The sequence below is a fragment of the Flavobacterium branchiicola genome (assembly GCF_018383905.1).
GTDB classification, from domain to species: Bacteria; Bacteroidota; Bacteroidia; order Flavobacteriales; family Flavobacteriaceae; genus Flavobacterium; species Flavobacterium branchiicola.
Window position 1 is genome coordinate 170,272 of sequence record NZ_JAGYWA010000008.1, and the last position, 14,196, is coordinate 184,467.

12 protein-coding genes are annotated in these 14,196 nt (G+C 33.2%); 3 read left to right on the top strand and 9 right to left on the bottom strand.

From position 1 onward, the window contains the following. Positions 1–54 precede the first annotated feature (54 nt). Both uvrC and KHA98_RS19900 read right to left on the bottom strand, forming a co-directional pair. Positions 55–1,845: an excinuclease ABC subunit UvrC gene (gene uvrC, locus KHA98_RS19895; RefSeq protein WP_213259666.1), complete on the bottom strand. Its 1,791-nt coding sequence runs from the start codon at positions 1,843–1,845 to the stop codon at positions 55–57. 105 nt (positions 1,846–1,950) lie between these two features. Next, on the bottom strand, positions 1,951–2,478 hold the full coding sequence (locus KHA98_RS19900; RefSeq protein WP_213259667.1) for a hypothetical protein: 528 nt from the start codon (positions 2,476–2,478) through the stop codon (positions 1,951–1,953). Positions 2,479–2,580: 102 nt separating this feature from the next. Here KHA98_RS19900 and KHA98_RS19905 point away from each other — a divergent pair, with 102 nt between their 5' ends. The 3 genes from KHA98_RS19905 to KHA98_RS19915 all read left to right on the top strand — a co-directional run bounded on the left by KHA98_RS19905 (position 2,581) and on the right by KHA98_RS19915 (position 6,061). After that, a complete protein-coding gene (locus KHA98_RS19905) occupies positions 2,581–3,558 on the top strand; it encodes a succinylglutamate desuccinylase/aspartoacylase family protein (RefSeq protein ID WP_213259668.1) in 978 nt (325 codons plus the stop codon). Next, complete coding sequence (locus KHA98_RS19910; RefSeq protein WP_213259670.1) at positions 3,545–4,117, top strand: 5-formyltetrahydrofolate cyclo-ligase; 573 nt, start codon at positions 3,545–3,547, stop codon at positions 4,115–4,117. The genes KHA98_RS19905 and KHA98_RS19910 overlap by 14 nt, the downstream gene beginning before the upstream one ends. Before the next feature lie 396 nt (positions 4,118–4,513). After that, complete coding sequence (locus KHA98_RS19915; protein WP_213259671.1) at positions 4,514–6,061, top strand: vWA domain-containing protein; 1,548 nt, start codon at positions 4,514–4,516, stop codon at positions 6,059–6,061. Positions 6,062–6,124: 63 nt separating this feature from the next. Here KHA98_RS19915 and KHA98_RS19920 read toward each other — a convergent pair whose 3' ends face one another. The 7 genes from KHA98_RS19920 to KHA98_RS19950 all read right to left on the bottom strand — a co-directional run bounded on the left by KHA98_RS19920 (position 6,125) and on the right by KHA98_RS19950 (position 14,183). Beyond that, the gene (locus KHA98_RS19920; RefSeq protein ID WP_213259672.1) at positions 6,125–6,739 is read right to left on the bottom strand and encodes a hypothetical protein; all 615 of its coding nucleotides are present in this window, start codon (positions 6,737–6,739) and stop codon (positions 6,125–6,127) included. 48 nt (positions 6,740–6,787) lie between these two features. After that, entirely contained in the window at positions 6,788–7,534 is a 747-nt protein-coding gene (locus KHA98_RS19925; RefSeq protein ID WP_213259673.1) for a tetratricopeptide repeat protein, read from the bottom strand. Between the two features lie 76 nt (positions 7,535–7,610). Next, a complete protein-coding gene (locus KHA98_RS19930) occupies positions 7,611–9,359 on the bottom strand; it encodes a BatD family protein (RefSeq protein WP_213259674.1) in 1,749 nt (582 codons plus the stop codon). A 109-nt stretch (positions 9,360–9,468) separates the two neighbouring features. Then, positions 9,469–10,236 (bottom strand): tetratricopeptide repeat protein, encoded by a 768-nt coding sequence (locus KHA98_RS19935; protein ID WP_213259675.1) that lies wholly within the window; start codon positions 10,234–10,236, stop codon positions 9,469–9,471. A 132-nt stretch (positions 10,237–10,368) separates the two neighbouring features. Then, positions 10,369–11,403 (bottom strand): VWA domain-containing protein, encoded by a 1,035-nt coding sequence (locus tag KHA98_RS19940; RefSeq protein WP_213259677.1) that lies wholly within the window; start codon positions 11,401–11,403, stop codon positions 10,369–10,371. A 144-nt stretch (positions 11,404–11,547) separates the two neighbouring features. Then, on the bottom strand, positions 11,548–12,549 hold the full coding sequence (locus KHA98_RS19945; protein ID WP_213259678.1) for a vWA domain-containing protein: 1,002 nt from the start codon (positions 12,547–12,549) through the stop codon (positions 11,548–11,550). After that, on the bottom strand, positions 12,549–14,183 hold the full coding sequence (locus KHA98_RS19950) for a hypothetical protein (protein WP_213259679.1): 1,635 nt from the start codon (positions 14,181–14,183) through the stop codon (positions 12,549–12,551). The genes KHA98_RS19945 and KHA98_RS19950 overlap by 1 nt, the downstream gene beginning before the upstream one ends. Positions 14,184–14,196 lie beyond the last annotated feature (13 nt).

Here is a 14,196-nt window from a genome sequence, read left to right on the forward strand (position 1 = left end):
AGTTCTTTTGGGCGGATATTTGAATTGGAAAGCTGGTTTAAGCACATAAAACAACTAATTGGTTTTGTAAAAGTCGACAATTTTTTTGGCTTTTGATATACCTATGACCTCTGAAATTTCTTTTTCTGTTGCTAATTTTAATCTTTTAACACTTTTGAAATGTTGTATTAATGTCAGCATCGTTTTTTCGCCAATTCCCGGAATACTTTCTACTGATGAATTCAGAGCAGCTTTACTACGTTTGTCACGATGAAAAGTGATTCCAAATCGGTGTGCTTCGTTTCTTAATTGCTGAATAACTTTTAAGGTTTCCGATTTTTTATCCAGATATAACGGAATCGAATCGCCGGGATAGAAAAGTTCTTCCAGACGTTTTGCAATACCAATTATGGCAATTTTTCCGCGTAAGCCCAATTCATCAATACTTTTTAAGGCTGCAGATAATTGTCCTTTTCCACCATCAATAATAATTAATTGCGGAAGAGGTTGATTTTCGTCCAATAATCTTTTGTAACGACGATACACAATTTCTGTCATCGAAGCAAAGTCATCAGGACCTTCAACAGTTTTTACATTAAAGTGGCGATAATCTCTTTTGCTTGCTTTTCCATCTTTAAAAACAACACAGGCAGCAACCGGATTTGTTCCCTGAATATTCGAGTTATCGAAACATTCTATATGTCGAGGCTCAACCGGCAAACGCAAATCTTTTTGCATTTGTGCCATAATTCGGTTGGTATGTCTGTCCGGATCTACAATTTGCAATTGTTTTAATTGTTCGATTCTGTAGAATTTTGCATTTCGAATCGATAAATCTAAGATCTGTTTTTTATCACCAAGTTGAGGAACCGTTGTTTTGATGTTTTCGCCCAAATCTATTTCAAAAGGAACAATAATTTCTTTCGATAATAATTGAAAACGTTCACGAAGTTCAATAATAGCAAGTTCTAATAATTCTTCATCGGTTTCGTCCAGTTTTTTCTTCATTTCTAAAGTGTGTGAACGAATAATCGAACCATGAGAAATTTGCAAAAAGTTTACATAAGCGGCAGTCTCATCAGAAACGATTGAAAATACATCGATGTTAGTAATTTTCGGATTTACAATAGTAGATCGCGATTGATAATTTTCAAGAACTTCTATTTTTTCTTTTATTTTCTGAGCCTCTTCAAAACGTAATTCTTCGGCGTATTTATTCATTAAACGCTTAAAGTCTCTCATGCTTTCTTTGAAATTTCCTTTCAGAATTTCACGAATTGCATCAACTTGTCTTTGATATTCTTCTAAAGATTCCAGACCTTCACAAGGACCTTTGCAATTACCGATATGATATTCTAAACAAACTTTAAATTTGCCCGAATCAATATTTGATTTGCTTAAATCGTAATTACAGGTTCTTAAAGGATACAATTCTTTGATTAATTCCAAAATCGTATGAACCGTTTTGAAACTGGTATAAGGGCCAAAATATTCAGAGCCGTCTTTAACCATTCTTCGGGTCGAAAAAATTCTCGAAAAAGGTTCTTTTTTTATACAAATCCACGGATAACTTTTATCATCACGCAATAATACATTATAACGTGGCTGTAAAGTTTTGATTAAATTGTTTTCTAATAAAAGCGCATCGGTTTCCGTTGGAACTACGATATGTTTTATCGTCACGATTTTTTTTACCAGAACATTAGTTTTGGCCGTATCGTGAATTTTATTGAAGTAGGAGGAAACCCTTTTTTTTAAATTTTTGGCTTTTCCAACATATAAAATCTTTCCGTCTTTATCGTAATATTGATATACACCAGGATTATCTGGTAAAGTGAGAATTTGGAGATCAAGAGGAGTCTGCATACTACAAATTTAAACTATTGCGTTTAAACTTTAAAATTCTTTTGGGTTTCTTGCAAAAAAAAAGAGCCCATTATTTTGTAAAGGACTCTTTTGTAAAAGTATGGATTATTTGATCGAAAAATATTCTGTTTGCAGTAAGTGCGTTCTTTCGTCAAAAGCAAAATCTACATATTTAGCATCGTCTTTTTTGATGTCAACTTTTAGTCGGCTTCTTCCTATTTCTTTTTTATCAGCATCGAAAGCTTTTAAAATTAAATCACCTTTAAAATCTTTTTTGGCAATTAAGTAAATAGTTACTTTTTTTACTTTATCCTCGTTTGAAGCGTAAATTTTTTCGGCTTTACATTCCTCAAAATTAACTTTAAAGGAAGCTTCAGGAATTACGTCAGATTGGTTTATGCTTTCGCTCATTCCGGAATTTATTCCTTTTATTACGTCTCCAACACCTTTAGATGCACTTTTTGCGGCTGCTTTTCCTTCTTCCTGAAGTGCTTTTCCGGCGCCTTCAATCAATTTAGATTTTACGGCAACCACTTCGTTTCCATCTTCTTCTGCTTCTTTCATTTTTTCTTCCTTGCTCATGCACGAAACCATAAGAGTCATTGCACTGAGTAGAATTAGAGTTTTTTTCATCTTTTTAAAATTGGTTATTATTGATGTTTATTAGGAATTTGAGTATTAAACTCAAAGATATACATTTAAAATATAATTTCTATATTTAGCTTTTTATTAGAGATGAAAAATAGTAAGCCCCTGGTTATTTTTGATGAGGCAATTTTGCCTGGTGAAAGCCGAACAATCAATGTTGAAATCGCAAGATTGCATACCACTACAAAATTAAATATTCCGGTAATTGTACGTCGTTCCAAAATTGAAGGTCCTGTTGTTTTATTCTCTGCGGGGATTCACGGTGACGAAATAAACGGAGTTGAAATTGTGAGGCAAATTATCAGTAAAAAAATCAATAAACCAGCGCGTGGAACTATCATTTGTATTCCGATTATCAATATGTATGGGTTTGTCAATAAATCTCGTGAGTTTCCCGACGGACGTGATTTAAACCGTGTTTTTCCCGGAAGCAAAAAAGGTTCTCTGGCTAGTAGGTTCGCATTTCATATTGTAGAAGAAATTTTGCCGATTTTAGATTACGCGGTAGATTTTCATGCCGGAGGTGCAAGTCGATTTAATGCTCCGCAAATTAGAATTACTGAGAATAATCCGGAATTAAAGGCATTGGCAGATGTGTTTAATGCCCCGTTTACTTTATACTCGAAAAATATTGGAGGTTCTTTTAGAAACACTTCTGAGAAAGCCAATGTAAAAATGCTTCTTTTTGAAGGCGGAAAATCTTTGGATATTAATAATGATATTGCCAATGAAGGCGTTCTGGGTGTAAAACGATTATTACATTATCTAAACATGCTGGATCCTAAACAACTTGTAGAGGCAGCACCGGTTCCGTCTATTTATATAAAAAATTCTGTTTGGCTTCGGGCAAAATGTTCCGGCTTACTGCACGATTTTAATTTAATCGGAAGGTTTGTGACCAAAGGAACTATTTTAGCCATTATTACAGATCCCTTTGGAAAGTTTGAACAAAAAGTAAAAGCACCGCATGACGGATTTATAATCAACGCCAACCATTCGCCAATTGTATACGAAGGCGATGCAATTTATCATATATCTAAAAGCCCCGAAAATGCCGACGAGTAAAAAAGAATTAAGACTTGAGTACAAAAACCTGCGAAAAGAGCTTTCTGAACAGCAAATTGAAGAAAAGAGTCTGGCAATAGCGAATAATTTAATTCAATTATCTATTTGGGATAAAAATTATTATCATGTTTTTTTGCCAATAGTAGAGCATAAAGAAGTTGATACAGAATTTATTTTGCATTTGCTTTCCGGAAAAGATAAAGAAATTGTGATTTCTAAAAGTGATTTTGAAACACGCGAAATGACTCATTTTTTATTGACTGATAATACAAAAATCAAAAAAAACGAATATAATATTCCCGAACCGGTTAATGGACTTCAGGTTCCGACTGAAAATATTGATGTAGTTTTTGTTCCGCTTTTAGCATTTGATATTTATGGAAATCGCATTGGTTATGGTAAAGGTTTTTACGATAAGTTTCTTGCCGATTGTAAACCTGAGACCATAAAAATTGGTCTTTCTTTTTTTGAATCAGTAAATCAAATCGATGACGTATTTGAATCGGATGTTAAATTAGATTATTGTATTACACCTGATAAAATTTATCAATTTACTTAATAGATAAATAGTACAGAGACGCTTTGCAGTGCCTCTGAAACAATCTTTGTCGATATGCTGGACGTAGACGTACTGCAGTGCGTCTCTACAATTTTGCATGTCAATCAATGTTGCGAATTATATTTAAAATGGATTAATCATTTTAATCCTTTAATCTGTGGCAAAAAACTTTTCTTTTTTCCTTTAACTTTTCACAAATAAAAAAATATTTCTACACCAAATACCCTTAAAAATAAAGGATTTCAATTTTATTTTCCGAAAAGAAAAATAGTTACAAATTTTTTGGCACGATTTTGCTTACTCGAAAAATGCAAATAATCGTCTCTAGTACATCCGGAATGCTAGTCCTTATTTGAAAGTCAATAACCTATCTATTAATTTTTAAAAACTTACTTTATGAGAAATCTTAATTTCTTTATGATGGCATTCCTTGTACTTACTATTTACAGCTGTAAGAAAGCGTATGCACCAGACCAAAGCTACGAAACAGTTGATTCTGCGGCAGCTGTTACAGATGCAGTAGCAGAGGAAATCTATATTGAACCAAACACAGAAAGCTATGCAGGTTTAGAAGAAAATCCGTTTGAATCTCCGCTTAAAACGCCACTTTCTACTTTTTCTATTGATGTTGATAATGCATCATATACTAATATTCGCCGATTTATAAATGAAGGACAAAAAGTTCCAAAAGATGCTGTTCGTGTTGAGGAAATGATCAATTTTTTCAAATACAAATACCCACAACCTGATGGTGAGCATCCGTTTTCTATAAATACAGAATACAGTGATTGTCCTTGGAATAAAAATAGCCGACTTCTAAAGATTGGTTTACAGGGAAAGAACATTCCGATGACAAATTTACCAGCTTCGAATCTGGTATTCCTCGTTGATGTTTCTGGTTCAATGGACGAGCAAAACAAATTACCATTATTGAAAGAATCAATGAAGATTATGGTGAAAGAACTTCGAAGTATTGATAAAGTTTCAATTGTAGTGTATGCAGGATCTGCCGGAATAGTTTTAGAGCCAACTTCCGGAGATAATAAAGATGAAATTATAGATGCATTTGATGAATTGCACGCAGACGGAAGCACAGCTGGAGGAGAAGGAATTGAACTGGCCTACAAATTAGCACAACAGAATTTTATTAAAGAAGGAAATAATAGAGTGGTGATAGCTACCGATGGTGATTTTAATGTTGGTGCTTCGACGGATGATGATATGCTGAAATTGATTGAGCAAAAAAGAGAATCAGGGGTTTTCTTAACAGTTTTAGGTTTTGGAATGGGGAATTACAAAGACAGTAAAATGGAAATTTTAGCCGATAAAGGAAATGGAAATTATGCTTACATCGATAATATTCAGGAGGCGAATCGTTTTCTTGGACAAGAATTTAAAGGATCAATGTTTGCTATCGCGAAAGATGTAAAGATCCAAATCGAATTTAATCCAAAGCATGTTCAGGCATATCGATTGATTGGTTATGAAAACCGAAAATTAAATGCTGAAGATTTTAAAAACGATAAAATTGATGCTGGCGAATTAGGCAGTGGGCATTCAGTTACAGCTTTATATGAAGTTATTCCAACTGGAGTTGAAAGTGATTATGTTCCGTCTGATTTAAAATACACTAAAACACAAAAAAACGATGAAAACCATAGTGATGAATTGGCAACAGTGAAATTTAGGTATAAAAAACCTGATGACAACAAAAGCCTTGAAATAGTAAATGTTATCGCAGATAAGAAAACTAGTATAGAAAATAGTTCTCCTGATTTCAAATTTACAACTGCCGTTTCCTGGTTCGGATTGAAATTGCGCGAATCAAAATATATTGCAAACAGTTCAAGTTCTGATATTAAACGATTGGCAAAATCAGGTTTGTCAAATGATGAAGAGGGTTATAGATCTGAATTTTTAAGATTAGTTGATGCGGTTAATTAATATTTAAATTCCAAAATAAAAAAATCCCAAACTCCAGTTTATAAATTGGAATTTGGGATTTTTTTATTGTAATTTAAAATATTGTAATTTTTGATTGCCACATACCATTTCAGATATTCCGGTTTCATATTCTTGTCCAATGTAATAAGCAATCAAATTTCCTGAAATTTCATCAATATAATATTTCCAAACATCTTTATTTGAAAAAACAATTAAGATTGGATCAAAAGACATATTTGGTTTTTCGCTAAAAAGCAGATTTTCCGTTTTGATTAAATTCCATTTTTTTGCTTTAGGATAAAGTTCATAAAACAATATCTGATTGGATTCTATAGTAATCATTTTTCCAACGACACTATCTGATGGCTCTCTCATTGCCCATGATTCATTATGTAGCATTTTCCAATTACCGATAATTTGATTGGTTAATTTTGTACGCAAAAGGATTTTTAATGAATCTGTTTTTTTTAAAGATTTATCATTTATTTCATCATCATAATTAGAATCTTGTGCTAAAGAAAAAAGTACAAAGGCATGATCTAAATCATTATTTTTTAAGGCTATTTTACCTTCGTCAAAAAGTGTTTTTGGATGATTTTCAATATTTAACCCTTTTTCTTGGGCTACAAGAGCGCAGGAAAAACTTAGTAATAGTAATAAAATAAGTTTTTTGATCATTAGAATTAATATTAAAAGAACTTATCATAAAATTAAATTCAGTGAAAACTATTTCACTTCCTTAATTGTAGAGCCATCAAGCCAGCCTTCCGTGCCATCGGTTAATTCTACTTTTTTCCATTTTCCTAAAGTCTCGGTTACATACACTTTTGCACCTTCGTGTAATAAGAAAATTGCCGCACCGGCTTTTTGAGGTTCACTGCGAACTTCGCTTAATTCGGCAAAAACAATTGCAGGGCGATCATTATCAAAATGACTTTTTTCGGACATTCCCGCTGAAACACTAAAAATTAAAGCGACTAAAAGAATAAACATTCCAATGAAATAAATTCTTTTGGTAAGTGTAAGTTGTGAAAAGTAGTACCCAATAAAGCTCAATAAAAAGGCAAAGGCAATTCCAACAGAAATTTTAGCCCATTGATTATAATCAAAAATGCCCGTAAAATTCTGAATCAGTTTTGCGAAACCTACTTTAGGGACTTCTTTAATTTCATCAATAGTAAGCTTTTTGGCAAATTTTAAGTTGTTTAAAGTCTCAGGATCGTGAGGTTTTAAAACTAAAGCTTTTTCATAATTATAAATTGCAGGTGCAACTTTGTTTAGTTTGTAATAACAATTAGCAAGATTAAAATACAATTCAGCGGAATGCTGTTTGTCTTCGGTAAGAATATTTTCGTACTCCTGAGCCGCTTGCTGATATTGCTCCTTCTGATACAAAGCATTTCCTTTTTCAAAGCCGCTCTGTGCAAAGAAAACCTGTGTAATTAATAAAAAGAGATATACTATATTTTTCATTTTCTTTTCTTTAAACCCGATAGATTTTATACCGTCCCGAAGTCTCGGGATCGGGACTTTCTGGTTTGATATTAATTTAAACGATCTGTTTTTCTAGTTCTGAAATAATTAAAACAGCTTTATCAAAATCCTGCTGAATCGAAGCGCTAGATGCCGGAGCATATCTTGCAAATTCGCAGTTTTCTGTCAAATCGATAAAACTCTTAACCGATTCCGGTTTTGCATTTCGTGATAATAACAATTCCTGAATATTGTCTTTGCTCATTTCTGAGGTTTCAATATGCAGTTTTGCTTTCAGGAAGTTGTGCATTGCTTTTTCCAGAGCGATATAAAATGCTTCTTTATTGTTAAGTTGTTTTTTAGCCTGAGATAAATATTTCTTCGCGAGTTTATTATTCATCTTGATTCGGTTTCCGGTAACATCGCTATCAATAGCTTCTTTTTTCTTCTTAACCAAAACGATAAGTGGTAAAATTACAAAAGGAGCAAACAACAAAGCTAAATACAAATCAGATCCATAAAAATCATTTTTAACCATAGAAACTAAAGTAGTTTTTGGTTTAATGTATTTAAACTGGTCCGTTTTAGAAATCATATTTTTAGCCGCATTTGCAGTATTGTTGGCTTCAGCCTGCATTGGTCCGTCTAAAACATCGATTGTGATTTCCTGAGAAGTCATTGTTTTGTATGAACCTGAATTCAAATCAAAGTATGAAAACTGCATTGGCTTAATAACATATTTTCCTTTGTATTGTGGTACAATCGTGTATTTGTCTGATACTCTTCCTGACATTCCAGATAGTGAAGTCGTCACTTTTTCGTCATGTACCGGATCATACATTTCCAGTGCATTTGGTACAACTGGTTTTGGTAATGTAAACAATTTCATGTTTCCGGTTCCGTTGGCGCTAACAATGAGGTCAAGGCTTTCACCGCTTTTTAGGCTCGTTTTAGATGGCGTAACAATAAAGTTGAATTTACCAACAGCTCCAGTGAAACTGTCTGGTTTACTACTTTCAGGAAGTGGTTTTACGTTTATTGTTTTAGCTCCGGCAGAAACTACTTTATTATCGTCTATTGTAATCATTTGGCCAAACATATCACGACGGTTTGTAGGCAATTCAACGTTAATATCTAAGGAAAGAGGTTCAATAGTTAATCTTCCTGATTTTTGTGGGTATAAAATGGTCTTTTTTAAGATCACATAATAACATCTTTGACCTTGGTAGCTTCCTTCTTCAATCGCTAAGTGCTTGATTTCAATATTTTGATTCCAGAAATCATTGTATTTTGGCTTCGCCAATTCTTTAAAACCGTTAACACCAATATTGTTGAAATATAATTTATAAACAACCGTAATAGGTTCGTTTAGATATGGATTTGTTTTAGAAATTTCGGCTACAAGGTTGAGTGTTTCACTTCCGGAGCCCTGCGGTCTGTCATCTGGATCTCTTTCTTGTGCAACAGCATTTGTAACAACAATTTTTATGGGTGCAGTTTTGTAAATCTGCCCGTTAAATTCAATTGCTGCCTGTTTAATATTAACCGATCCTTTTTGGTTGGGTTGCAGAATATAAGAGTAGATTTTCTGAAAAGAGCTTCTTCCATTTACCCATGACTGACTAATTTGCTGGCTAGGTCCGGCAACAATTTTAAACCCGTCAAAAGAGGGCTGTTCGAAGTTGTCTCCATCAACATTCATGATGAAGTCAATTCGTAGTCTTTCATTAATTCCAAGTGTATTTTTGCTGACTCTGGCTTCAAACTGAACCTGAGCCAGTAATCCTTGAAAAGTGAATAGTAATAAAATTAAATATCTTTTCATTAAATTGTTTAATCGTTTTTTAGTTTAACTGTTTAATCGTTTGTTTATTGTTAATCTGCTTTCTTCTAGTCGAATAAACAAATTAACGATTAAATGATTAACCCAAATCCTACCAGTCTTTTTCTGTTGGTTTAGGATTCCCTTTTACTTTTTGCGCGTTTACTTTATCCTGAATTTTCTTCTCTTCATTATTAACGGCATCTAGTAAATTCTGAACACGATCTTTTGATATTCCTCCGGGTTGTGGTTTTGGCTCTCCTTTATTGTCAGACTTATCGTCTTTCTTAGGGTCATTTTTACCATCTTTTTTATCCTTGTCTTTATCGCCTTTATCGTCTTTTTTATCTTTATCCTTGTCTTTGTTTTTATCCTTGTCTTTGTCCTTATCTTTATTTTTATCCTTGTCTTTGTCTTTATCCTTGTTCTTGTCTTTTTTATCGTTTTTAGGAGGATTCTCTTTTAGCTTTTGTTTGGCCAACGCATAATTATAACGGGTTTCGTCATCAGTAGGATCATTTCTTAAGGCTTCTTTGTAAGCATTTACGGCTTGCGTATAATCTTTCTCTTTCATGAAAACATTTCCTAAGTTGTGAAATGCTTTATGTTTTTCAGGTCTTGTTTTGGCATTTTTTATAGCATTCGCGTAAGCAAATTTAGCCTCAGAAACCTGATTTTGTTTGTAGATACTATTTCCTAAATTATAAGAAGCAGTTGTTTTTTTTGGGAATTTGGATTGCGAAATTCTATAATTGGCTTCGGCATCAACAAATTTATTCTGTTTATATTCTTCGTTCGCGTCAGGCAATGTTTTGTCTTTCTCCTGAGCAGAAACTGCTAAAGAAAACGTTAGTAAAATATAAAGAAGTAAATTTTTCATTCTAATTTTTATTTTTTTGTTTGCCACGAATGTCACTAATTTACACGAATAAGGTTTATTTCTTTTATCTGAATTGTCCAAAACGAGGCAATTTTTTTTGTGTAAATTCGAGCAATTAGTGGCTAACTTTTTTTATTTCTTTTCGTTAAATAAATTCAACTCTTTTATCCAGTTTGTTTTTCTTTCCAAAAGGAAAATATCTAAAAACAATAAAAGAAAAGCAAAACCAATGAACCATTGAAACTGCGATTGAAACTCGGCCATTTGCGTGGCTTCAAACTCTGTTTTCTGAATATTGTTCAGGGCATTTTTTACATATTCTAAAACTTCTTTAGTATTTCCGCCGTAAACATAACCACCTTTGGTTGCTTTTGCAATAGCTTTTAATCCTTCCTGATTTAATTTTGTAATAACAATCGCTCCGTTTTGATCTTTTTGGTGGCTTTTTACTACGCCGTTTTCTTTTAACGGAATTGTTCCTCCCTTTTCAGTACCAATACCAATTGTTATAATTTTCATTCCGATTTTATTGGCTTCTTCTGCAGCAACTGAAGCGCCTTCTGAATGATCTTCTCCATCAGAAATCAGAATTAATAATTTACTTGTTTTACTTTTTTCATCAAAATAAGTCGAAGATAATCTAATAGCTTCATCAAGCGAAGTTCCTTGTGATGAAACCATATCCGGACTCATACTTTGCAGAAACATTTTTGCAACGCTGTAATCCGTAGTAATTGGCAATACAGGGAAAGCACTTCCGGCATAGGCTACAATTCCTATTCTGTCGCTTCCCAATTGATTAATAATTTGGGAAACCAGTTGTTTACTTTTTTCCAGACGGCTTGGTGCAACATCTTCGGCCAGCATACTTTTAGAAACATCGACAGCAAAAACGATGTCAATACCTTCACGTTTTACTGTTTCCATTTTAGTTCCAATCTTCGGATTTACTAATCCGATAATTAAGCACAAAAGAGCTAAAAGCAGTACGGTTAATTTTAATACCGGTTTGAAAACAGAACGTTCCGGACTCAGTTTTTTTACCATTTCCAGATCCCCAAATTCACGTTGTTTTTTTCTTTTCCAATACATGTTGAAAAGGAAAATACATACCATGATTGGCAGTAAGAATAAAAGGTATAAATATTTTTTTTCGTCTAATTCCATAAATATTTTAAAATTCCAATCCCTTAATTTTGGTGATAAATTCCAAATTCCAAATTTTGTTGTTTACTAAAAGTTCAGTTTTAAATTCCAAAATCCAATTTGTTATTTGGTATTTTATTTTTGGTATTTTTTGATTTTCCAAAATCAAATGAAGCTTCTGTAAACCGTATTTCTTAAACCTACTTCCAATAATATTAAAAAGACTGCAATTAATGCAAAAGTTCTATATTTTTCATCATAATCATAGAATTTCAATTCCTGAATTTCTGTTGTTTCCAGTTTATTGATCGAGTTGTAAATTTGAGCCAGCCTGTCGTTGCTTGTTGCTCTAAAATATGTCCCATCAGTTTTACGGGCAATACTCTTCATTAATTGCTCGTCGATCTCCACTTTTTGCATTTTAAACAAAAAGCCACCGTTTGGTCCGTATGCATATGGTGATTCCGCCATTCCGTTACTTCCCAATCCAATTGTATAAACTTTGATTCCGTATTGTTTTGCGATGTCTGCAGCTGTTTCCGGTTCAATAAAACCGGCATTATTTACACCATCGGTTAGTAAAATAATAACCCTGCTTTTTGCTTTACTGTCCTTAAGTCTGTTTACCGCTGTTGCCAAACCCATACCAATTCCGGTTCCGTCTTGTAAAGCGGTATCGTATTTAATCTCTTTTATGGCTTCCAGAATAATGGCTTTATCGCTTGTTACCGGTGTTTTTGTGTAGGCTTCTGAGGCATATAAAACTAAACCAATTCTGTCGTTTGGTCTTTCGGTAACGAAATCCCCAGCTACTCTTTTTAAAGCCTCCATACGGTTTGGTTTCAAATCTTTTGCCAGCATACTTCCGGAAACGTCAATTGCCATTACAATATCGATTCCTTTTGTTGTTTTAGTCTGGTTACTAATGTCTACAGTTCTTGGTCTTGCTAAAGCAATAATTAAAGAACATAATGCAAGCACTCTAAAAACGTACAGACAAGGTTTTAGTTTTGTTAATAGTGATTCACTATTTTTAAAACCTGCGGTAGAACTCATTTTTAAAGTTGCTGATTGTTGGTTGCGTTTCCAGAAAAACCAACCAATTACGATTGGAATTAATAAAAACAACCAAAAAAATTCCGGATTTAAAAAAGTTATCTTACTCATTAGTTACTTGCTTTTCTAAGTTCAACAGAATTTAAAATTCGGGTTGTGATTTCGTTAGCATACGTATCGCCTTCTTCGTGCATAATTGTAATTTGCTGAAGCCCCTGATCTTGTTTGAAAAGCAAAATTTCGTAATATGCTTTTATACTTGTTTTGTCTACAGGATTTAATACCGTCATTGTTCCATAACCTTTTAATCCCTGAACACCCTGATTGGTTTGAAAATCTTCTTGTTTTACGATGATATTCTGGCCTCCCTGTGCTTCAATTACTTTTAAAGATCCTTCTAAAGCTTTTGCTAAATCAAGTTCAACAGGATTTTTGAATGTGCTGGTAGAAACCGTTACTAAAAAGTTGTCGATCATACTTCCGTAAGCAAAAAGCTGCATCTCTTTAAGCAATGCCATTGTTTCTTTTGGTAATGTTTTTTGAGCATCCATGCGTTTTAGAACCTTTGGCGTTTCGATTAAAACACCAGGATTTCCGTACTCACTTTTCACCCATTCGCCTTCCAGTAATTCTTTAGAAGGATGACCAATAATGTTGTCTTTTACATAAGTAAAACCTTTTGTGGCAATAAAAAATGTTGTAGTTGTAAACAATAAAAAGACAACCGTTCCTACTGCAATTGCGATCCGCTTGTTACGTTTTTTAAGCAATTGTAGTTTGATTTGTTTTTGTCTTTGTGCTTCGTTCAATAACTGATCTTCTTCTTCAACAGATACTTCGGTTGGAATTGCGTTGTCCAGCGTTAAAATTACTTTTTGAATTTTATTTCTGTCTTCGGTAATTTCAAAATCAAGTGGTTTTGATTTAGCAAATTTTACTAAATCGGCCTGACGTAAAACACGTTCCAGATTCTCAACGGTTTCCGGAGTTAGCGTCATTTTCTTTTTAGTAGACGCAGTTCTGATGGCCTGAATTAATTCAGAAGTCGTACTTTCCATAGCTGGAATGTGAATCGCTTCTTCAATATAATTTCTTGCAATATCGGTAAGTTCACTATAATATTCTTTGATTTCGCCTTTTTGAACAAGCTCTTTTTGTTCCAGATTGTTCAATAAACCAGTAGCTTTTTCGATTGGGGTTTTATAAACTTCTTCCTCAATTTTTTTAAGTTGACGTTTTTTAACATACCAATAAACAAAAACTCCAATTCCGATAATTAAAGCTAGAACCAAAATGTATTTCCACCAGTCACCAATGCCACCATCAACTGTAGAAATGTCTTTGATATCGTACATTTTCTGCTGAAGTGTATCTACTTTTACGCTTGCAACTTCAACTTTAATAGAATCAGATAAAAAAGGTTTTTTGTCAATTAAAATCTGAACAGCCGGAATAGTATATTTTCCCGAATCAAATTGCGTTAAACCATATTTTTTGATTAGTTCGTACGTGTCATTTTTCTTAACAGTATCAATTGGATAAGATTGAATTACTTCTAAAGGACCAATAGTTTTTAGCTTAGGAAAAACAACTTTAGATTTTGAACTCACCACCGTTTTCAGCGTGAGCTTAAACTCAGCACCGATTTTGTTTTTTGTAGTATCAATGCTTGTTTCAACTTGTTTGCTTTGAGCAAAAACAGTTGAAGTAAGTAAAAATAAAAATATGTAAAATTTTAATTTCATTTGATTTTTAATT

Coding starts and splice junctions, on each gene's coding strand:
- KHA98_RS19900 (WP_213259667.1), bottom strand. CDS start 2,478: ATGAAAAAAACTCTAATTCTACTCAGTGCAATGACTCTTATGGTTTCG.
- KHA98_RS19915 (WP_213259671.1), top strand. CDS start 4,514: ATGAGAAATCTTAATTTCTTTATGATGGCATTCCTTGTACTTACTATT.
- KHA98_RS19925 (WP_213259673.1), bottom strand. CDS start 7,534: ATGAAAAATATAGTATATCTCTTTTTATTAATTACACAGGTTTTCTTT.
- KHA98_RS19935 (WP_213259675.1), bottom strand. CDS start 10,236: ATGAAAAATTTACTTCTTTATATTTTACTAACGTTTTCTTTAGCAGTT.
- KHA98_RS19950 (WP_213259679.1), bottom strand. CDS start 14,183: ATGAAATTAAAATTTTACATATTTTTATTTTTACTTACTTCAACTGTT.
- KHA98_RS19940 (WP_213259677.1), bottom strand. CDS start 11,403: ATGGAATTAGACGAAAAAAAATATTTATACCTTTTATTCTTACTGCCA.
- KHA98_RS19910 (WP_213259670.1), top strand. CDS start 3,545: ATGCCGACGAGTAAAAAAGAATTAAGACTTGAGTACAAAAACCTGCGA.
- KHA98_RS19945 (WP_213259678.1), bottom strand. CDS start 12,549: ATGAGTAAGATAACTTTTTTAAATCCGGAATTTTTTTGGTTGTTTTTA.
- KHA98_RS19920 (WP_213259672.1), bottom strand. CDS start 6,739: ATGATCAAAAAACTTATTTTATTACTATTACTAAGTTTTTCCTGCGCT.
- KHA98_RS19905 (WP_213259668.1), top strand. CDS start 2,581: ATGAAAAATAGTAAGCCCCTGGTTATTTTTGATGAGGCAATTTTGCCT.
- KHA98_RS19930 (WP_213259674.1), bottom strand. CDS start 9,359: ATGAAAAGATATTTAATTTTATTACTATTCACTTTTCAAGGATTACTG.
- uvrC (WP_213259666.1), bottom strand. CDS start 1,845: ATGCAGACTCCTCTTGATCTCCAAATTCTCACTTTACCAGATAATCCT.